Origin of the sequence: Amycolatopsis umgeniensis (genome assembly GCF_014205155.1) — a bacterium.
Classification (GTDB): Bacteria; Actinomycetota; Actinomycetes; order Mycobacteriales; family Pseudonocardiaceae; genus Amycolatopsis; species Amycolatopsis umgeniensis.
This window is the reverse complement of sequence record NZ_JACHMX010000001.1, coordinates 7918195-7939000: the sequence shown is the minus strand read 5'-3', so window position 1 is coordinate 7939000 and position 20806 is coordinate 7918195. Positions and strand designations below refer to the sequence as shown.

The following is a 20806-nucleotide window of genomic DNA, read 5'->3' as shown; positions in this document are numbered from 1 at the left end:
AGGCACTCAAGACACGCTTGGCCCTGACCGTCCTTACCACTCACGAGCCACTAATGCGTTACCTCAGGCGATAGGCGTTGACGATCGTCTGCGTCACCGAACCGCCGCCCGACTCCGTCGCCGACAGCCGCAAGGAAACGAAAGGCGACGAGCTGAACAGCGGTGCCACGACGAAGGCCTGCCGGTGCGCGCCACTCCCGACGACGGGCTGCCGGTGCCAGTTCTTACCGCCGTCGAAGGAGGCCTCCGCGGTGACCTGCCGGATGGTGCCCGTCATCCCGGCGGAACGCTGGACCTCGATCGGCACGACGAGCGGCAGCAGGCGCCAAGCGTCGTTGGCCGGGCCGAGCGAGGGAGCGGCCCTCAGTGCCATCAGCGGAAGCGGCTTCTCACCCTCCGCCCGTTGTGAGCGGAACTTCCACGACGTGACCACGTTAGCGGACAGTTCGGCGTTGGTTCCCTCCGGCCGTTTCGCGTCGATGGTCAGCGTGTACTCGCCCGCTTCCGGCGGCACGGTGAAGGTCACCGGGCTGTTGTTCGGCCAGAGGTGGCCGGGAACCCTCGGCACGGAACCGATTTCCTTCCCGTCCCGCGTGAGCCGGGTGGTGCCCTCCACAAACGACAGGCTGGCGTGGTCGCCGCCGGCCGCGAGCAGGGGGAGCAGGAGACTGACGGTGTCCCCGTCTCGCACCGTCTTGGTCAGCTTCGCCAGTGTCGGGCCGACGACCGCGCGGTTCCAGTCCTCTTTGGACCGTTGCCCGGCACGGTACTCGACGCCTGCCGCGGTCTCCTGGGTATCGCTCCAAGTTCCGTTGGTGGCGACCCGATCCACGAAGAGCCGCTTCAGCCAGCGGATCTTCCCGGTGCTGTAGAACTCCTCCCGCGTCGAGGGCAACTCGGCCTGCGCGGTGAGGAACCAGGCGTCGCCGAGGTCGGATTCGTTGTCGTAGGGCGAAGGCAGCACGTGCAGGTTGCCCCATTGCCTGCCGGTACCGGCGTAGGTGGCGTTCACCTTCGCCAGTTCGTGGTCACGCACCCGGTACGCGGAGACGTCGGGAACGCGGCCGTTGGCGGGAAACTGCAGGTTGTACAGGTACGGGCTGTTCTCCGAACGACCCTCGCCGGTCTGCTTGCTCAGCATGGTCGTGACGAGGAAGTCGAAGTCGGCCACGACGGTCCGGGTCGGGGCGACGTAGGCGTACTGTTCGTCGTGGAAAAGCCTCGGCTGGTACCACGAATAGCTCGCGCTCCCCCGGCCCGCGACGCGTTCGGAGAAGGCGATGATCTGGCCGTTCGAACTGGCGCCCTCGCGGTCGGTCCGCACCGTCACCGGTTTCGCCAGGCGCCCGTCCAGCACGACTTCCCGGTCGCGATCGAGCACGAAACCCGGCTCGGTCACCAGACTCGTCCCCGTCGTCTCGGAGATCTCCGAGACGAACAGGTACCGGCCCTGCGGCAGCCGGATCGGGCCGCCGCCACCCTCCGCGGACAGTACCTTCGCCTCGCCACTGTCCAAATTGGTCACGAACACGATGCCGTTCGCCTTGTCGCCCTTGCGGTCGAAAAGCTTGACGTCGGCCGAAAAGACCTCACGCTGGAGGTCCGCGCCGATCAGGCTGCGCACCGTGACATCGGCGGAGGTGGCGAGCAGAGTTCCGCCATAGGCGGCGCGAGGCTTTTGCCCGGGGTTCACCGTGATCGCCGCGGTCGCGGTCCCGCCCGCCGGTACCGTGACCTTCGGCCGGTCCACCGTGAAAAGGCCGTCGACAGCCGGTTTCCCGTTCTCGTCGCGGACATCGAGCCGCAGATCGAGTTCGACGGGCTGCTCACCGCTGTTGCGGTAGGTGATCTCGCGGGTCCGCGGCTTCGGGTCGTCCACCGGGACGGTGCCGAAGGCCACCGTGGTGACGTCGGTGTTCACCCGCTGCTCGACAGCCTTGGCGACGTCGGTGCGTCCCGCTCCCTGCTGGAAAACGGTCAACCCTTCAGCAGGCTTCGCGCTGCCGGTGAGCCCGGCCTTGATCTGCTCGGGACGCCAGTCGGGGTGCTGCTGGACGAGCAGCGCCGCCGCTCCCGCGACATGCGGTGTCGCCATCGAGGTACCCGACATCGGCTGGTAATCACCGCCGGCCTTCGCCGCGACGATCCCCACACCCGGCGCGGTGATCTCCGGTTTGACCGCGTTGTCCCCTCGCCGCGGCCCCTTGCCCGAGAACGACGCCAGCGCGTCGGCCCGGTCCACCGCGCCGACGGTGAGGGCCTCGTCGGCGCTGCCCGGCGAACCCACCGTGCCCGCCCCGCGGTCCCCGTCGTTGCCGGCGGCGATCACGAACAGCACGCCGTTGTCCTTGGTGAGGCGGTTCACCGCCGCCTCCAGGGGGTCGACACCCTCATCGTCGTCACCGCCGAGGCTCAGGTTGATCACCTTGGCACCCTGGGCGACGGCCCACTCCATCCCGCTGATGATCTCCGACCAGCCACCGCTGCCGTCGTCTCCGAGCACCTTCGCGGCGAGCAGCCCGGCGTCGGGCGCGACACCCTTGAGCCGCCCGGCGGAAGCCGAGCCGGAGCCCAGGATCGTCGAGGCGACATGGGTGCCGTGGCCGTGCCGGTCGGTGGGGTCCTCGCCACCCGAGAAGTCCTTGGCCGCGACCACCTTCCCCGCCAGATCCGGGTGGTGGGCGTCGATACCGGTGTCCAGCACCGCGACCTTGACGTCCTTGCCGGTGAACCCGCTCCGCCAGGCCTCGGGCGCACCGATCTGCGGCACGCTGCGATCGAGGTTCGCCTTGACCTTGCGGTCCAGCCACACCTTCCGTACCGAAGCCGCGCGGGGACCGGTCAACGTGGCCCAGAACTCGCCCGCGCGGTCCTTCGGCTGGGCGAACGCGGTCGCGCCGACGCTGTCCAGCCGCCGCACGGTGGTCGCACCCGCGCCGGAAACCGCGCCGTCCTGCTGCACGATCAGGGGCAGGGTCGGCCGCGCGCTGTCGTCGTAGCCGTCGGCGAGCAACCGGTCGACGCGGAAGAGCCTCTCGTCCAGGACGCCTTTCGCCACCAGCGGGAGGGCATCGGCGGGGAAGACCGACCAGCCGTTCTTGTCCTGGGTGCGCTGGAAACCCATCCGTTCCCGGCCGGGACCCGGCTGCACCGAAAGCGTGGGCGCCTCGCCCTGGCGTTCCCGCACGGTGATCCGGTCGCCGGTGATCAGGGTGAGGGTGCGCGGACCCGGCGTCGCGGCGTTCTCCGGCGGCGGCTGCCCGGGAGCGGCCTGCGCGACTTGCGCGCTGGTCACCCCGAGCACGGTCACCAGGAGCAGACCGGCCAGGACATGGGCTCTTCGGCGCATGTGGCACCTCCGTTTGCACTCGTATCGGTGCGCCGAGGCTTTCGGAAGTGCAGGTCGGAGCGCTATACGTCGGGACCGAACAGGTCGCCCGGAATATCCGTTCGGGCATGTGGTGATTACCGTCACATGCGAGGTAATCACCCGGCATCTCTACAGACCAACCGCTTAGTACGGCAGACTCGACTCACTTCAACTCGACGACGAGGAGCAGACCCGTGACCGAACACCCCTCCCGCGTAGCGATCGTCACCGGCGCCGGCCGTGGCATCGGCTCGGCCGTGGCCAAGCGCCTCGCTTCCGACGGGTTCGCCGTCGGCCTGCTGGACCTCGACGAAGCGGGCGTCAAGCAGGGAGCCGAGGCGATCGTCGCCGAGGGCGGCAAGGCCGTCGGTGTCGCGCTGGACGTCAACGACGCCGCGCAGGTCGAGGCGGCGGTGACCCGGGTGGCCGAGGAACTCGGCGCGCCGACCGTGCTGATCAACAACGCCGGTATCACCCGTGACAACCTGCTGTTCAAGATGACCGAACAGGACTGGGACTCGGTTCTGGGCGTTCACCTGAAGGGGTCGTTCCTGATGACCCGCGAGGTGCAGAAGTACCAGACGCAGGAGAAGTGGGGCCGCATCGTCAACCTGTCCAGCACCTCGGCGCTGGGCAACCGCGGCCAGGTCAACTACTCCGCGGCCAAGGCGGGCATGCAGGGCTTCACCAAGACCCTCGCGATCGAACTGGGCAAGTTCAACGTCACCGCGAACGCCATCGCCCCCGGCTTCATCGCCACCGACATGACCGCGGCGACAGCCGAGCGGATCGGCATGTCGTTCGAGGACTTCAAGGCGGCGGCCGCGTCGCAGATCCCGGTCCAGCGCGTCGGCACACCCGACGACATCGCCAACCTCGCGTCGTTCCTGGTGAGCGAGGGCGCCGGATTCATCTCCGGCCAGGTCATCTACGTCGCCGGCGGACCGAAGGACTGAGTCATGCGCGAATTCGCTTCCCTGCAGGAGTTCGAGAACGCCGTCGGCGAGCACTTCGGCTACAGCGAATGGCTGACGCTCACCCAGGAACGGGTGAACCTGTTCGCCGATTCCACCGACGACCACCAGTGGATCCACGTCGACGTCGAGAAGGCTGCCCAGGGCCCGTTCGGAGCGCCGATCGCCCACGGCTTCCTGACGCTTTCGCTCATTTCGGGCTTCGTCGGGAAGATCTACCGGGTCAACGGGCTCAAGATGGGCATCAACTACGGCCTCAACAAGGTCAGGTTCCCCCAGCCGGTCAAGGTGGGCTCGAAGATCAGGGCGGGTGCCGAACTGGTCGAGGTCACCGACGTCACCGGTGGCAAGCAGGCCGTCGTCCGGTGGACGATCGAGATCGACGGTGAACCCAAACCGGCGTGCGTCGCGGAGATGGTCGTCCGGCTCATCGCCTGAGGAGGTGACCTCCGGCACCTCGCCGGACCACCACTACCCGACATACCGACTGGTCGGTACTGTAACCGGAAAGCGAGACGCTGGAGGCACCATGAACCAGACCGACCTGCCGGGCCTCGACCTGGCCAGGCTCAAGGCCCATCTGGACGAGCACCGGCCGGGTCTCGTCCGAGGCGACCTGAGTGGCCAGGTCGTGGAAGGGGGCCGGTCCAACCTCACCTACATCGTGGGCGACGGCCGGTCCCGCTGGGTGGTCCGCCGTCCGCCGCTGGGTCACGTCCTGCCGACGGCGCACGACATGGGCCGTGAGTTCCGGGTGATCTCCGGGCTGCACGGCACGGCCGTCCCGGTGCCGGAAACCGTGCTGTTGTGCGAGGACACCGACGTCATCGGCTCGCGGTTCTACGTGATGGAATTCGTGGAGGGCACGCCGTTCCGCTCGGACACCGAACTGGCCGCGCTGGGCCCCGCCAGGACGAAGGCGATCGCGGACGAGCTGGTCGACACCCTGGTCGAGTTGCACGCCGTCGATCCCGAGTCGGTGGGGCTGGGCGATTTCGGCCGTCCGGAGGGCTTCCTCGAACGCCAGTTGCGACGCTGGAAGAAGCAACTCGACGGCAACCGCAGCCGCGATCTGCCCGGCGTCGACGAGCTGCACGACCGCTTGGCGGGTTCGATACCGGTTTCGGGCAAGCCGTCGATCATCCACGGTGACTACCGGCTCGACAACGTGCTCGTGAACAGCGACGACCGGATCACCGCGGTGCTGGACTGGGAGATGTCCACCCTCGGCGACCCGCTGACCGACCTCGCGCTGCTGGTGGCCTACGCCGAACGCGACAAGGTGTCGCTGCAGTTCGTGTCCAACGCCAGTTCCGCGCCGGGATACCCGCGCAACGACGAGGTCATCGCGCGGTACGCCGAGCGTTCGGGCCGCGACGTCTCGCGGCTCAACTGGTACGTGGGCTTCGCCTTCTTCAAACTCGCGGTGATCCTGGAAGGCATCCACCTCCGCTACAGCAAGGGCCAGACCGTCGGTGCCGGATTCGACGGCATCGGCGCGGGCGTCGTCCCCCTGATCGCGCACGGCAACGAGACTCTCAAGGAAGAGGGATAGAGATGGACTTCGCCTTCGACGCGAAAACCGAGGAACTACGGGGGAAACTCCTCGAGTTCACGGATTCGCACATCTACCCCGCCGAAGCCGTCTTCGAGGCTCAGCTGGCCGAGCGCGACAGCGAATGGTCGCAGCCGCCGATCGTCGAGGAGCTCAAGGCGGAAGCCCGCAAACGCGGGCTGTGGAACTTCTTCCTGCCCGGTGACCACGGCGCGGGGCTGACGAACCTGCAGTACGCGCCGCTGGCCGAGATCACCGGCCGCAGCCTTCGGCTCGCCCCGACCGCCCTGAACTGCGCGGCGCCGGACACCGGGAACATGGAAGTCCTCACCATGTTCGGCACGGACCAGCAGAAGAAGCAGTGGCTTCAGCCGTTGCTGGACGGCGAGATCCGGTCCGCGTTCGCGATGACCGAGCCCGATGTCGCCTCCTCCGACGCGCGCAACATCGCCACCAGCATCCGGCGTGACGGCGACGAGTACGTCATCAACGGCCGCAAGTGGTACATCTCCGGCGCGATGAACCCGAACTGCAAGATCTTCATCGTGATGGGCAAAACGGATCCGGCCGCCCCGCCGCACAAGCAGCAGAGCATGATCCTGGTCCCCCGCGACACCCCCGGCATGACCGTGAAACGCGGCATGCACGTGTTCGGCTACACCGACGGGGATCACGGCGGTCACGCCGAAGTGGTCTTCGAGGACGCCCGCGTGCCCGCGGAGAACCTCATCGCGGGCGAGGGCGACGGTTTCGCCGTCGCGCAGGCCCGGCTCGGACCGGGGCGGATCCACCACTGCATGCGCGCCATCGGCATGGCCGAACGCGCGCTGGAACTGATGTGCCGCCGGGCGCTTTCGCGCGAGACCTTCGGCAAGCCGATCGCCGAACAGGGCGTGGTGCAGGACTGGATCGCCGAGGCGCGGGTCAAGATCGAGCAGCAGCGGCTGCTGGTGCTCAAAACCGCGTGGCTGATGGACACCGTCGGCAACCAGGGCGCGCACACCGAGATCCAGGCGATCAAGATCTCCACGCCGATCACCGTCGAGTGGATCCTCGACAAGGCCGTGCAGTTGTTCGGCGCGGGCGGGGTCAGCCAGGACTTCCCGGTCGCCGAGATGTGGGCTCAGGTGCGCACGCTGCGGCTGGCCGACGGACCGGACGAGGTGCACAAGCGCTCGCTGGCGCACCGTGAACTGAAGAAGTACCGCGGGGAGGCCCAGAAGTGACCACACCACAGGAACTCAAGCAGCGCGTGGCCGACCTGCTGGCCGCGTATCCGCCGGAAAGCACACCACGGCAGGACTTCCTCGACGCGCGGTTCGACGCCGGGCTGGCGTGGATCCACTTCCCCGAGGGCCTGGGCGGCCTGAACGCTCCTCGCTCGCTCCAGTCCGTCGTGGACAAGGAGCTGACGGCGGCGGGTGCGCCGGACAACGACAAACGACGGATCGGGATCGGCCTCGGCATGGCCGCGCCGACCATTCTCGCCTTCGGCACCCCTGAGCAGCACCAGCGGTTCCTGCGTCCACTGTGGACCGAGCGGGAGGTGTGGTGCCAGCTGTTCAGCGAGCCGGGCGCCGGATCCGACCTCGCCGCGCTGGGCACCCGCGCGGTGCGCGACGGCGACGACTGGGTGGTCACCGGGCAGAAGGTCTGGACGTCGGGCGCGCACAAGTCGCAGTGGGCCATCCTGGTCACCCGTACCGATCCCGACGTGCCGAAACACCGCGGTATGACGTACTTCGTCTGCGACATGACCGCGCCGGGCGTCGAGGTCCGGCCGCTGCGCCAGATCACCGGCGAGGCCGAGTTCAACGAGGTCTTCCTCAGCGAGGTCCGGATTCCCGACGCGCACCGCCTCGGCGCTGTCGGCGAGGGCTGGAAGGTCGCGCAGACCACGTTGATGAACGAGCGCGTCGCCATCGGCGGGGCCGAGTTCCCGCGCGACGGCGGCATGGTCGGCGTCGTCACGGAAACCTGGCGGGAGCGGCCGGAACTGCGGACCTCCGAACTGCACGATCGCCTGCTGAAACTGTGGGTGGAGGGCGAAAGCCTGCGCCTGGTGAGTTCGCGGCTGCGGCAGCAACTCGCCGCAGGCGCGCCCGGTCCGGAGGGTTCGGCGGTCAAGGTCGCGTTCTCCGAACTGAACCAGGCCGCGTCCGGGCTGGAGATCGAACTGCTCGGCGACGAAGGCCTGCGCTACGACGACTGGACGATGCGGCGTCCCGACGGCGTGAACTTCCTCGGCCGCGAAGCCGGCTACCGCTACCTGCGCGCGAAGGGGAACTCGATCGAGGGCGGCACCTCGGAGGTCCTGCGCAACATCATCGCCGAACGTGTGCTGGGACTGCCGTCCGAGCCGCGGATCGACAAGGACGTCGCCTGGAAGGACCTGCCCCGATGAGCGACCTGCTGTATTCCGAGGTCGAAGAGGACCTTCGCGCCAGCGTCCGCGACCTGCTCAAGGACCGCGCCGAACCGGCGGCCCTGATCGCCAGGACCGAGACGGCGGAACCGTACGACCTGAAGTTGTGGCGCACGCTCGCGGCCGACCTCGGCGCCGCGGGCCTCGCCGTGCCGGAGTCGCTGGGCGGGCACGGCGCTTCGGCGCGTGAAGTCGCCGTCGTGATGGAGGAACTCGGGCGCAGCGTCGCACCGGTCCCCTATCTCGGCAGCGCGGTGCTGGCGACGTCGGCGCTGCTCGCGACCGACACGTCGCAGGCGGAAGTAGTGGAGAAGCTCGGGAAACTGGCCGCGGGCGCGCTCGTCGGCGCGCTGGCCGTACCGCTGTCGACGGCACCCGGCGCCGAGTTCCCCTCGACGGTCACCGCCGCCGCGGACGGCACGCTCAGCGGTCAGGTCCGCAGCGTCGTCGACGCCTCGGTGGCCGAACTGATCGTCGTCCCCGCGGTGGGGCCCGACGGTCCCGGCCTCTACACGGTCGACGCGGCTTCGGCGGGTGTGACGGTCACCGAGGCGATCTCGCTCGACCTGACCCGGCGCATCGCCGACGTCACCTTGGAGAACGTGGCCGCGAAGCAGATCGCGGGCTCCTCGGCGGCGGTGTCCGCGCTGGACACGGCACTCCTGACCGCGGCGGGGCTGCTCGCTTCGGAACAACTCGGGATCGCCGAATGGGCGCTGACCGAAACGGTGCGGTACCTCAAGGAGCGCTACCAGTTCGGCCGCCAGGTCGGATCCTTCCAATCGCTGAAGCACCGGCTGGCGAACCTGTACACGGATCTGGTGAACGCCAGGGCGACCGCGCGTTACGCCGCCGACTGCCTGGCTTCCGGTGACGACATCGCGATCGCCGTCGCGGTGGCGCAGGCGCGCAACTCCCCCATCGCCGTCCACGCCGCCGAAGAGGCGATCCAGCTGCACGGCGGGATCGGCATGACCTGGGAGCACCCCGCGCACCTGTACCTGAAGCGCGCGAAGAGTGACGAGATCGCCCTGGGCACTCCTGGACGGCATCGGGCGGCCCTCGCACCGCTGATCGATCTGCCCGCCTGATCCACCCGGTGGGGTCCGTCCCGGAAAGTGTCGGACCCCGCCGGTATACCTGTTCGAACATCTGATCGAACAGGGAGTCCTCATGAAACTGCTCGTGGCCACTTCGAAGACCCAGGGTGCGCGGGAGAACGACTTCACTCATTGCGTCGAAGGCGAACTGCTCTGGATCGCCCCATGCTGCGACGACGACGAATGCGGGTGCAGCCGGTCGTTCGCCGGGCTGAACTCGCACCGCGGGACGACGACGGCACTCGTCGCGGACCTGCCCGACTTCACGTATTCCGACTACACCGAAGCGTTGCGGTCGAGCCTTGCCGCCCAGGGCTGGCCCGCCGACGCCGCCGACGAAACGGCGAAAGAAATGCTCGCCTTCACCGCCGGATGGGAGGTAGGGGTGGTGCTCGAACGCCGCCACGAATGGTTCGTGGAACGACTCTTGCCCGCCCCACCGGGCTGAACGCTATTCGGGTCGCAGCGCGGCCAGCAGGAGATCGGCGAAGTGATCGCCGATCTGCCGGGCCGAAAGCGCGCCACCGCGCCGATACCAGGAACCGAGGTGGTGCACCGAGCCGAAGAAGAAGTCGACGATCACGTCGGCCGGTTTGTCCGCGCGGTATTCGCCGGACTCCTGGCCTTCTTCGACGAGCGTGCGGAAACGCTCGTGGTACTTGCGGCGTTCCGCGCGGACGGCCTTCTGCTTCTCCACGCTGAGCTGGTGCATGGACTGCATGAAGATCGTGTTGTCGTCGAGGTTGTCGATCGTGCTGACGACGACGTCGGAAGCGGCGGAGCGCAACCGCTCCCGCAGCGGCGCCTCACTCGAGGCCACCTTTTCCAGTTGCTCGGTCTGCGCGCGCAGCACCCGGGCGTAGATCTCGTAGAGGAGGTCGTCCTTGGAGCCGAAGTAGTGGTACATCGCCCCCTTGGTGACCCCGGCCGCCTCGACGATCTCCTGCACGGAGGTGCGGTCGAAACCCTTCTTGGCGAAGAGCTTCGTGGCATGCGACAGCAGACGGCGCGGTACGGCGGCCTGGTCGTCGCCGCTCGCCTCCACCGTCCCCGCCTTGCGGGTGGTCGCTCGTGTCATGGCCGGCTCCTTCTCGTGCGGACGCTCAGCATACCGGCCGGTTTGTCGAGGCCCGGGGAGCAGCCGGTACCCGGACGGAATTACCGGTCAGTGGGAACCTGGCACGGCCCCGGCCGCCCGGTTCATACGGTTGGGTGACGGTCAGCCGGGCTCCGTCCTGGTGAACTGGGCGCATGAGCACCAGGCACACGGGCACCGGGACGGGTCTGCGGACGGACGTCCGTGTCGAGGAGGTGGGAACCCTGCGGGACGAAGCGGGTCTCGGCACGACCCCGCTCACGGTGCTGGCGGGAGAACCCGGCTGCGGCCGCGGCACGGTGCTCGACAGGCTCGCCGAGGAACTCACCCCGTCGGCGAAAGTGCTGGTCCTGCGGCTGGCCGACCTCGACCGGGCACTCCCGTACGGCGCGATCTTCCGGCTACTCGTCCTCCTCGGCGTGGACAGGGCCGAGGAGGAGCCCGCGCGGCGATCCGTGCTGGCCATGCTCGCCAGGGTGGGTGAGACCATGCCGACCCCGGAGACCGTCGCGAAGATCGCGACAGCCGTGTTCGCGCTCCTGCGCACCCAGACCCCGCTGGTGGTCCTGGTCGACGACGCGCAGTGGCTCGACGAGCACACCGCCCGGCTGGTGAGCCCGCTGCTGCACCGGTGTTCGGCGGAGACGCCGATCAGCGTGGTGGCGACGCTGCGGATCGGCGCGGGCGACGACATGTCCGGGAGCCCCGCGCTCCGGGCCGCCTTCGCGCGGTTGCGGGCGGGCGGCCGCGCGAAGCTGCGGTTCCTCCGGCCGCTTTCGCGAGCCCAGTCGCGCTCCCTGCTGACCGGGCTCGTCTCGGCCCTGCCGAACGACGGGCTGGTGACCGAACTGCATGCCGCGGCCCGGGGCAACCCCGCCGCGCTGACAGCGCTCGTGCACGGCTACCGGTCGGCGGGCGCGCTGCGGATCGTCGACCGCACCGCCTACCGCGTCGACAGGGTCGACCAGCCGGTGGCCACCGAGGACCATCCGCTCCTGCGGGCGGTGACCGAGGCGGGCGGCGGAGTGCGGGAGGTCGCCGAGACGATGGCGGTGCTCGGCCCGCTCGGTGGCTCCGCCGCCGGACTGGCCGCGACCGCGCTCGGGTGGCGGGAGGACGACCTCCTCGTCACGCTCGACAAGCTCGTCGCCGAACGTGTCCTGGTACGGGACAGGGACGGCGGCTACCGGTTCCGGGTCCCCGCCGTCCAGGACGCCCTGCTGACCGGGATCGGGCCGTACGCCTCGCGAAGCCTGTCCGCCCAGGCGGTCCAGGCCGTGTGGTCTGGGTCCGCGACGGTCTCCGACCCGGATCTGGTGCTCGACTGGATCACCCAGGCCGGGTCGCTCGTCGACACGCGCCGCGCGTCGGCCGAACTCCTCGAGAACGGCAAGCGCGTCCTGTTCACCGACGGCGCCAAGGCGGAACGCTGGCTCCACGCGACGTTGTCCTGGGTGACCGAACCGCCGGCACGGACCGTCGTGCTGATGCTGCTGAGCGCGGCCAAGGCACTGCACTACCGGGCCGCCGAGGCCGGGGAATGCGCGCGGCAGGTGCTCTGCAAACACCTCGGCCACCTGGAACAGGCGCAGGCACAGGAACTCTCGACGGTGTTCATCACCGGGCTGGCCGCCCGAGGCGATCTCGGTGAACTCGCCGAGATCGCCGCGGGCGCGTCCCCGGTGCTGCCGGAAGACCCCGCTCTGATGGTGATCAACCGGGCTTATGCCCTGCTGCTGAGCCGCCGCTGGATCGAGGCAAGGGACCTGCTCGAACGGGAACGCGCGGTGTGGACCGGGAGCAACCACATCACCGCCGATTTCGGCACGATGTTCCTCGCGGCCTGCGGTGTCGTGCTGGGTGACACGTCCCAGTTGCACACCCTCGTGGCGCATCCGGAACTTTGGCGGTCGGGACATCTGCCGCAGTACAGCATCGAACAACGCCGGTTCGAAGTGGAAATGCTGCTGCAACTGGGAGAACTCCAGCAGGCGCGGCGGCGGATCACCGAGACCGGGATGAGCATCGACCAGTTGCCCGGGCCGAACCGGTTCGCGTTGAACTATCTGGGCGGGGATTGGCCGGAGGCGATGGAACTCGCCCGCCGGACGATGCTGGGCGGCACCGACCCCGCCCGGCCGCTGCACAGCCTGCTGACCCAGTGCGCGATCCGGATCCTCGGCGCGCAGGGCTGGCTCGCCAGGGCGCGGGCACTGGCCGCCGACAGCCGTCAGTCCGGGATGCAGCACACGGTCGACCACGCCGAGTTCACCGTGCTCAATCTGCTCGGCGACACCGAGGGCGCCGACGCGCTGCTGTACTCGGCCGCGCGCAGCGCCGACGCGGGCGGCTACCTGCTGGGCACCGAAGATCTCTGGGCCGACCTGGCCCGCTCGGCGCTGGTGCGGAACAAGCAACGCGAAGGGGAACACTGGGTACGGCGCGCGGCGCGCACCGCGACCCAGCTCGACACCGCCCGCGCACACCAGAACCATCACCTGGCCCGCGCGGCCGTCTACCGCGAACCCGCCTCGGCACGGCGTGCCGCGGCCATCGCGCGTGAACGCCGGGACGTCCCGTACGAATCGGCGATGACACTCATGCGGGCGGGTCTGGCCGGGCACCGGCCGGAACAGTCGTGGACCGAGGCGTACGAACTGTTCGGCGAGGTGGGAGCCTGGTTCTGGCGTGGCCGGGTACGGAAGCTGTTGCGCGACAACGGCTTCGCCGGGCCAGGCCGGACGGAGACCACCGCCGAGAACGAGCGACTGCTCGCGATCCTCGTCGCCGAGGGCCTCACCAACCGGCAACTGGCGGTCGTCCTCGAGACCAGCGAGAAGAGCGTCGAGGGTCGGCTCAGCAGGCTGTTCTCCCGGACCGGGTACACGTCCCGAGTGGAACTCGCCGCGGCGATCCTGACCGGCGAGTACCTGACCTGACCCCGCGCATTCAGAGGACTAAACGCGGGGGCTTCGGCTCGCGACGTCACGGAGTCGTGAGTGGCACCGTCATGACCGTTGCCGCGAAACGGCGACGGCGTGGGGTGGATCGGGCCGGAGGCGGGGTGAAGGGGCCCTTCGCCGCGTCTGGCGCGGTGAAGGACGCTTTCGGCCCAGCTGAGGCCAGCGCGATTAGAGGACTGATTGCGGGACGGGGCGCGCGCGTTTAGCAGTGAGAACGTCCACAGTCAACACATCGGGCGGTAACTGGCATCGTTCTCGGGTGCCACTGGCACCGAGCCAGTATCCGGGCCGCACCGTTGTCGGCGGGTGGGGTGCGGGGCCACGGTGGAGATCGTCTTCGAAAGCTCCAGGCAAGGTGGTGACCCCGTGCGTTTCGACCTACTCGGCCCCTTCAACGTCGTGCACGACGGACGTCCGGTAGTGCTGCGCGGGGCGACCCAGCGGGCCGTGCTCGCCTATCTCCTGTTGCGCCACAACGAGGTCATCGCCACCAGCACCTTGTTGCAGGCGATCTGGGCGGACGAGATCCCCGCCACCGCGCGCAAGATGGTGCAGAACGCCGTTTCGGGACTTCGCTCCACGCTGGCCCAGCGGACCGGCGCCGCCGAGCAGGCGATGCTGCTCACCCACGCGCCCGGTTACCTGCTGCGCGTCGACAGCGATCAGGTCGACGTCTCCCGGTTCCGTCGGCTCGCCGCCGAAGGACGGACGGCGCAGGCGGGCGGCGACGGCGAGCGGGCCGTTTCGGCCTATCGCGACGCGCTCGCGCTGTGGCGTGGCCCGGTGCTCGCCGACCTCACCGAGACCGGCGTGGTGTGGCCCGAGCTGGTCGCGCTGGAGGATCAGCGGATCGCCGTCCACGAGGATCTTTTCGGTCTGGAGCTGGACCGGGGGCATCACCACGAGGTGCTCACCGACCTGCGCGGGCTGGCCGAGGCCAACCCGAACCGCGAGCGGCTCAACGCCCAGCTGATGACCGCGCTCTACCGCTGCGGCCGTCACGTCGACGCGCTCGAGGTCTACCGCGCGACGCGGGCCAGCCTCGCCGAAGGGCTCGGTCTGGAGCCGGGCAAGGAGCTGCGCGAGCTGGAGCGCGCGATCCTCCAGCACGACGAAACCCTGCTCACCCGTCGGCCGGATCCGGCGCCGCGACCCGCACCCGAGCCGGCGGACGAGCCCGCCCCGATGGTCGCGCCGCTGCCGTTCACCCCGGCGCCGGTGATCGCCCTGTCCCGCACGGAGCCCATCGAAAACGAGCGGAAGCCGGTCGTCGCGATCGGCGTCGCCCTCGCCGCCACGCCGGACGACGATCCCGAGGAGGCCGTCGAGGTCCAGTCGCGGCTGCGGACCGTCGTCGAGGAGGAGACCCTCGCCGCGGGCGCGTATCTGCCCGGGGATTCGGGCCCGGTCGTGCTGGCCCTGTTCGGCCTCCCCCGGACCGGCGACGACGACGCCGTCCACGCGACCCGCACGGCACTACGGATCCTCGACAGGCTGGCCACGGCCGGGATAGCCGGTCAGGTCGGCGTCGACAGCGGCGACGTCCTCGTCGAGTTCACCGCCGCCGGCCCCGGCCAGGTGGCGGGCCCCGTGCTGGACCGCTGTGTCCGCTCGGCGCTACGGGCGCCGGAAGGCCGGATCCGGGTGTCGGACACGGTTCGCGAAGCCTCCGAACCCGCCGTGGTGCACGAGGCCTCGGAGGACTCACCTGGTTGGTGGCACGCCGTTTCGGCCCGTCAGCATCCGGTGGCGGAACCCGCCGACCCCGGCGGCTTCGTCGGCCGTGACCACGACCGCGATCTGCTGAGCCATCTTCTCGGCTTCGTCGAGCGCGGCGGCCGCCCGCATCGGGTGACGGTGCTCGGCGAGCCCGGGATCGGCAAGAGCCGTCTCCTCGCCGAGTTCGCCGAGACCCTTTCCGAGCAACCCCGCTTCCGGGTGCTGGACGCCGGGGCCGACGTCGCCGAAGCGTTCGCCGTCGTGCCGGGCCTGCTCCCCCAGACAGCCTCGCGACTGCGCACCGAAGGCGGCGACGCCGCGCTTCGAGCCGCCGCCACCGAGCTGACCGCCTACGGACCGCTGGTGGTACTGGCCGACGACCTGCATCGCGCCGGCCACGAGACCCGCGACGCCGTCGACAGGCTCGGAGAAGCCTGCGCGGGGCTGCCGGTGCTGATCGTCGCGTCCGCCCGGCCCGGGCTGCTCGAAGCCGAACACGGCGAGCGATGCGGTACGACGGTGTCTCTCTCCCCGCTTTCCGACGACGCGGTCGGCAAACTGCTCGACAAGCTGCTGCCCGGCACCGCCCGGCTCATCCGCGGCAGGCAGGAACTGATCGCCCGGATCGGCGGGAACCCCCGGTTCGCGCACGCGTACGCCCAGGGGGTGCAGGGCCGCACCACCCCGTTTCCGGGACTCGGCCAGTCGATGACACCCCCGCTGGTCCGCCGGACACTCGCCGCGCAGCTCGACAACCTGCCCGCGGCCGAGAAATCCCTCCTGAAGGCGGCCAGTCTCACCGGGGACGCGTTCACCGCCGAGGACGTCGCCGCAGTCTGCGGCCGGGACACCACCGAGGTCGAAGGGACGCTGTCCCGGCTCGCGAGCCTCGCGGTCCTGCGCCGCGAGGACGACGACGCCGGCTACACGTTCCGCCGGGCGACGCTGCGCGAACTGGTCTACCAGCGGATCCCGCGCGCGACCCGCACCGCGCTGCTCCGCCGCCCGGCCGTGCGCCGCATCGAAGCTCTCGCCTGAGAGCTCCATGTCGGCGCGCAGGCGCGACTCGCGTGATCGGGCGACGCACTCGCGTGATCAGAGGCGTGACTCGCGTGATTGGGCGGCGAACTCGCGTGATCAGAGGCGTGACTCGCGTGACTCAGGAGAAAGCCCCCGGCCGCCGAAGCGACCGGGGGCTTTTCCGTACCACCGCTCAGCCGGTGGGACGCTGCATCACGTCCGACGTGTACTTGACCGACGAAGCCTCGTGCCGCGAAGTGAACGGGCACTTCCAGTCGTCCTCGGTCATCCGGCCCGCGAAGTGACGCGACGGCATCTGGTACTCGTAGGTGGTGAAGCTCGGGTTGACCGAGCCGTTGTTGGTCGTCTCGCGTTTGCGGATCGCGTCCTGCATCGAGAAGAACTTGTCGCCCAGCAACATGAACTGCATCAGCGAGTTGAACGCGATCGCGGGCCGGGGGAACCGGCGGCTCGCCCGGGAAGCGCCCGGATGCATGCCGACGACGAAGAACGAGTGCCCGGCCACGTGGAAGCCGAAGTTCGGCTCGTCGGGGTCGGACGTCGCGCCTTCGTCGAGGCCGTAGGTGCGGCTGTCGATGTCGTGCATGAGCTGAAGATGGCGCCACAGCAGACGTTCGTGTTCCTCCTCGTCGAGAATCCCTCCGGGTTCCTCGAAGGTCGACACGAAAGTACGGAAGCTCTTGTCCGACAACGTGGGCCGGATGTCGCGCGCGTAGCCGAGCATGTCGCGGTAGTGGGCGCGCGCCGACTCCGGGTCGCCAAGGGCCGGGTAGTGGCCGTGGACGATCGAGCCCTTCTTCAACGCCGCGCGAGCGCCGAGACAGCTGAACTCCGTGGTCTGGATGAACTCTTCGAGCTCCGCTTTCGGGTCGCTCATTTCACTCCGCCTTTCCGGTACTGTCCGGCCGGTCGCGGCCTGCCGGGCAGCCAATCGAAGGCGCGCACGGTGACCGGGCGCGCCGGGACCGCCAGCGCGGCCGCGTTGCCCGCTCCGGCGTCCAGTTCCGTGATCGTCCATTCAGGACGGTCTTCGAGTTCGACGTCGCCGCCGGTGAGCGTGAAGGAGGGGCCCGGCAATCCGGCGAGGCCGGTGCCTTCGGCCTTGAGGTAGGCCTCTTTGCAAGTCCAGTAACGGAAGAAGGTCAGTGGCTCGCGGACGGCGGCGGCCTCTTCGGGACGCAGCGTCCGCGCGGCGAGGCCGTCGTGGTCGACCTCCCTGACCTCCTCGACGTCCACGCCGATCCGGACACCGTCGGCGACCGCGACCAGCGCCAACCCGCCGGAGCGGGACAGGCTGAACTCGATCCCCGTCGCACCGGCCAGCGCCGGGCGGTCGCCGTCGCGCGTGAACCGCAGCGAGGCAGGCGCGAGGCCCGTGTAGGAGGCGAGGATGTCGCGCAGCGCGACGTGTGCGGCCAGGAAGTGCGCCCGTTCCTCGTCCACCGTGATGGCGGCCGCCCGGCGCAACTCGTCTTCGGAGAGCGCGCCGAGCAGGCTGTAGACCTCGGCGGAGCCGGGGGCGAGCACCCTGGCGAGGGGGACGCGCCACACATGCGCGTCCCGGCCGGGGCGAAGTTGCTCGCTCAACGCGCCTGAGGGCTGCTTCCAGGCCGAGAACCACTGTGTCGTCATCGGCCCAGCTTCCGGTGGATCACACCCAGCAGCTCCGGTACGCGCTGCTCGAGGTAGAAGTGCCCGCCCGGGTAGGTGACCATCGTCGAATCGGTGGCGAGTTCGAGCCACGCCGCCAGTTCGTCCAGATCGGCCCGCGGATCGCGGTCGCCGCCGAACACGGTCAGCGGCACCGGCAACGGCTCCCCCGGCACGTGCCGGTACGTCTCGTTGACCGCCAGGTCGGCCCGCATCAGGGGCAGGAACATCGCCAGCAGCTCCCGTTCGCGCCGCAGGACCTCCGGCAGCCCGCCGAGGGCGTGCAGTTCGGCGGCGAGCCGCTCGTCCGGCAGTCCTCGCAGCTGGAGCCGGGTGTCGGGCAGCTGCGGTGCCGCCCTCCCTGACACGAACAGGTGTTTCGGCAGCGTGGCCCCGCGCTCGGCGAGCCGCCGGGTCAGCAGGTACGCCGTCAGGGCGCCGACGCTGTGGCCGAAGAACGCGAAGTCACCGGTCAGCGCGTCGCCGAGGCCGTCGATGGCCGCCTCGACAAGACTTTCGACGTCTTCGTACGGCGTCTCTCGACCACGTTCGGCCCGGCCGGGCAGCTGGACCGGCAGGACGACCAGGTCTTCGCCCGCCGCCGGGATCCACTCGCGGTAGACCGCCGCGCTCGCGCCGGCGTGCGGGAAACAGAACAGCTTGGTCACCGCGCCCGGCGGGATCCCGCCGGGCAGCCAGGGCCGGGCCGTGATCGGTGCGGTCATCGCAGCTCCATCGTCAGATAGGGCGGCGGCGGCTGGATCGTGCTCAGATCGGACTCCAGGACGAGCCTGTCACCGTCGCGCGAGATCTCGGAGAAACCCGCGAACGCGTACGTCACGTACATGACCCGGTTGCGCCCGGTCTCGACGAAATCCGCGCGCAGCGTCGCGCCGTCTTCCTTCGCCAGCCCCATGATGTGGTTGAGCAGGACCGTGCCGACCCCGCGCGACATCACGCGGCACGACATCAGCATCATCCGCAGGTGCCAGGCCTCCGTGCCGCGTTCGGCCAGTGCGAGACCGATCTTGCCGTAACCGCCGTACTTGTCCGAAAGGGACGCGACGAGCAGCACGTGGTCGGGAGAGGTGCGCAGCTCGTCCAGTTCCTCGTAGGAGTAGGTCCGGCCGGTCGAGTTGAGCTGGTTGGTGCGGACGGTCAGTTCCTCGGCCCGCTGCAGGTCTTCCCGCTGGGCGCGGGCGATCGTGAACTTCATGTCCAAAGTGGACAGGAACTCCTCGCTGGTGCCCTCGTGGTCCTGTTCGACCTGTTCCCGGACGGCGGCCGCGCGGTAGAGCTCGCGGCGCACCCGCGACTCGTCGGTGACGAATTTGGGCCGGAACTCCTCCGACGCCAGTGCCTCCCCCAGCTCCGCCACGTCGACGGTCTTGACCGACGGCAGCGCGTGCGCGACCTCGGCGAGCTCGAAAGGCTGGTCGTCGACGAACGCGATCGCGTCGAGGCCGATGTTGAGCGCCTTCGCGATCCTTTCCACCGAGCCGGATTTGGGGTTCCAGGTGATCTGCGGGTACAGGAAGTACTCGTCGAGACCCGCCACCTTCAGCCGTGTCATCGCCGCTTCGTGGTCGTTGCGGCTGGCCACCGAATGCAGGACGCCCAGCTCGTCGAGCCGCCGGATCTCCGCGACCACCTCGGGGCGCACGGTGACCTCGCCGTCCTCGAGCAGGGTTCCGTCCCACACCGTGTTGTCCAGGTCCCACACCACGCATTTGATGCGGCCGCGCTTCGGTTTCTCCAACAACTCGGTCATCCCGCCACCTCCCGGTACGCTTCGTCCGCGATGGTCAGCTCCTGGATCTGGGTGCTGCCCTCGATGATTTCCATGACCTTCGCGTCGCGGTACAGCCGGGCCACCGGATAGTCCGGGCCGCAGCCGTTCGCGCCGTGGATCTGGACAGCGTCCGAAGCCGCCTTTGCCGCGGCGGTGGACGCGAAGTACTTGGCGACCCAGGTCGCCATGATGGTCGCCGGGTCGCCCGCGTCCTTGAGCCTGCCCGCCTTCTCGCACAGCAACCGCGCGGCGTCGCGCGCGGTGACCATCTCGCTGATCTTGGCGCGGATCTGCGGCAGATCCCGCAGCAGCCCGCCGCCCGCCGAACGCGCCGACGTGTACGCGGCCGAAGCGGCCAGCGCGGCCCGGACGATGCCGACCGAACCGCACGCCACGCTGTAGCGACCGAGGTCGAGCGCGCCGGTCATCACCGTTCCCGCGGCCCAGCCCGGCGGCCCGACCAGCGCGGACGGGTCGAGCCGGACGTCGTCGAACTCGATGGTCGCCAGCATGCTCGCCGTGGTGCCGAGCATGTGCCGGACCGGGGTCACCCGGACTCCCGGATGGTCGGCGGGGACCAGGAACGCGCTCATCCCGGTGGCCGTGCCGGCGAACACCAGCAGCAGCCCGGCGACCTGGCCGCCGGTGATCCAGGTCTTGCGTCCCCGCAATGTCCAGACGCCGTTTTCGGCGACGGCCACGGTTCCCGCGGCCGTCGAGTCGCTCCCGCTGAAGTCGGGTTCGGTCAGGCAGAACGCGCCCAGGGTGGCGCCTTCGGACAGGACGGGCAGCCAGCGCTCGCGCTGTTCGTCGTCACCCCAGCGCTGCACCGTCGCGGTCACCATCGTGTGCACGGTGAGCAGGCTTCGCAGCGACGAACAGCCGCGGCCGACCTCCTCGTGCAACCGTCCGAGGGTGACCATGTCCAGCCCGGCGCCGCCCGCCTCCGCGGGCAGGAACGGGGCCCACAGTCCCAGCTCCCCCACCCGCCGCAGCACGTCACCGGGGATGCTCTCGGCCCGGTCCCACGCGTCCGCGTGCGGGCCGACCTCCTCGTCGACGAAACGCCCGACCACCTCGGCTTCGGGGGTTTCGGGCCGTGTCCTCGCCCTCACGTCTTT

At 69.6% G+C, this 20806-nt stretch carries 16 protein-coding genes; 9 read left to right on the top strand and 7 right to left on the bottom strand.

Annotation, left to right across the window (positions count from 1 at the left end; all coding sequences use genetic code 11):
- Positions 1-58 precede the first annotated feature (58 nt).
- Positions 59-3349: a S8 family peptidase gene (locus HDA45_RS36675; RefSeq protein WP_184903244.1), complete on the bottom strand. Its 3291-nt coding sequence runs from the start codon at positions 3347-3349 to the stop codon at positions 59-61.
- A 215-nt stretch (positions 3350-3564) separates the two neighbouring features.
- On the opposite strand from HDA45_RS36675, the gene fabG reads away from it, so the two are divergent.
- The 7 genes from fabG to HDA45_RS36640 all read left to right on the top strand — a co-directional run bounded on the left by fabG (position 3565) and on the right by HDA45_RS36640 (position 9872).
- Positions 3565-4326: a 3-oxoacyl-ACP reductase FabG gene (gene fabG, locus HDA45_RS36670; protein ID WP_184903242.1), complete on the top strand. Its 762-nt coding sequence runs from the start codon at positions 3565-3567 to the stop codon at positions 4324-4326.
- 3 nt (positions 4327-4329) lie between these two features.
- The gene (locus HDA45_RS36665) at positions 4330-4782 is read left to right on the top strand and encodes a MaoC family dehydratase (protein WP_184903240.1); all 453 of its coding nucleotides are present in this window, start codon (positions 4330-4332) and stop codon (positions 4780-4782) included.
- Positions 4783-4873: 91 nt separating this feature from the next.
- Entirely contained in the window at positions 4874-5899 is a 1026-nt protein-coding gene (locus HDA45_RS36660) for a phosphotransferase family protein (RefSeq protein WP_184903238.1), read from the top strand.
- A gap of 2 nt (positions 5900-5901) precedes the next feature.
- Positions 5902-7125 (top strand): acyl-CoA dehydrogenase family protein, encoded by a 1224-nt coding sequence (locus tag HDA45_RS36655; protein WP_184903236.1) that lies wholly within the window; start codon positions 5902-5904, stop codon positions 7123-7125.
- The gene (locus HDA45_RS36650) at positions 7122-8303 is read left to right on the top strand and encodes an acyl-CoA dehydrogenase family protein (RefSeq protein ID WP_184903234.1); all 1182 of its coding nucleotides are present in this window, start codon (positions 7122-7124) and stop codon (positions 8301-8303) included. The genes HDA45_RS36655 and HDA45_RS36650 overlap by 4 nt, the downstream gene beginning before the upstream one ends.
- On the top strand, positions 8300-9415 hold the full coding sequence (locus tag HDA45_RS36645; RefSeq protein ID WP_184903232.1) for an acyl-CoA dehydrogenase family protein: 1116 nt from the start codon (positions 8300-8302) through the stop codon (positions 9413-9415). Before HDA45_RS36650 ends, HDA45_RS36645 begins: the two co-directional genes overlap by 4 nt.
- Before the next feature lie 82 nt (positions 9416-9497).
- Positions 9498-9872 carry a DUF7715 family protein gene (locus HDA45_RS36640; RefSeq protein ID WP_184903230.1) on the top strand — a complete coding sequence of 125 codons (375 nt, stop codon included), beginning with the start codon at positions 9498-9500 and terminating at the stop codon, positions 9870-9872.
- 3 nt (positions 9873-9875) lie between these two features.
- Here HDA45_RS36640 and HDA45_RS36635 read toward each other — a convergent pair whose 3' ends face one another.
- Entirely contained in the window at positions 9876-10502 is a 627-nt protein-coding gene (locus HDA45_RS36635; protein ID WP_184903228.1) for a TetR/AcrR family transcriptional regulator, read from the bottom strand.
- A gap of 173 nt (positions 10503-10675) precedes the next feature.
- Here HDA45_RS36635 and HDA45_RS36630 point away from each other — a divergent pair, with 173 nt between their 5' ends.
- Together HDA45_RS36630 and HDA45_RS36625 are read left to right on the top strand one after the other, a co-directional pair.
- A complete protein-coding gene (locus HDA45_RS36630; protein ID WP_184903226.1) occupies positions 10676-13459 on the top strand; it encodes an AAA family ATPase in 2784 nt (927 codons plus the stop codon).
- 390 nt (positions 13460-13849) lie between these two features.
- Positions 13850-16240: a BTAD domain-containing putative transcriptional regulator gene (locus HDA45_RS36625; protein ID WP_184903224.1), complete on the top strand. Its 2391-nt coding sequence runs from the start codon at positions 13850-13852 to the stop codon at positions 16238-16240.
- A 175-nt stretch (positions 16241-16415) separates the two neighbouring features.
- Here the strand turns inward: HDA45_RS36625 and gntA are convergent, their stop codons facing one another.
- The 5 genes from gntA to HDA45_RS36600 are packed head-to-tail and all read right to left on the bottom strand — an operon-like array spanning position 16416 to position 20800.
- A complete protein-coding gene (gene gntA, locus HDA45_RS36620) occupies positions 16416-17120 on the bottom strand; it encodes a guanitoxin biosynthesis heme-dependent pre-guanitoxin N-hydroxylase GntA (protein WP_184903222.1) in 705 nt (234 codons plus the stop codon).
- Positions 17117-17875: a 4'-phosphopantetheinyl transferase family protein gene (locus HDA45_RS36615; protein ID WP_184903220.1), complete on the bottom strand. Its 759-nt coding sequence runs from the start codon at positions 17873-17875 to the stop codon at positions 17117-17119. Before HDA45_RS36615 ends, gntA begins: the two co-directional genes overlap by 4 nt.
- Positions 17872-18618, bottom strand: a complete 747-nt coding sequence (locus tag HDA45_RS36610; RefSeq protein WP_184903218.1) for a thioesterase II family protein — start codon at positions 18616-18618, stop codon at positions 17872-17874. The genes HDA45_RS36615 and HDA45_RS36610 overlap by 4 nt, the downstream gene beginning before the upstream one ends.
- Positions 18615-19664, bottom strand: a complete 1050-nt coding sequence (locus HDA45_RS36605) for an HAD-IIIC family phosphatase (protein WP_184903216.1) — start codon at positions 19662-19664, stop codon at positions 18615-18617. Before HDA45_RS36605 ends, HDA45_RS36610 begins: the two co-directional genes overlap by 4 nt.
- Entirely contained in the window at positions 19661-20800 is a 1140-nt protein-coding gene (locus HDA45_RS36600) for an acyl-CoA dehydrogenase family protein (RefSeq protein ID WP_184903214.1), read from the bottom strand. Before HDA45_RS36600 ends, HDA45_RS36605 begins: the two co-directional genes overlap by 4 nt.
- Positions 20801-20806 lie beyond the last annotated feature (6 nt).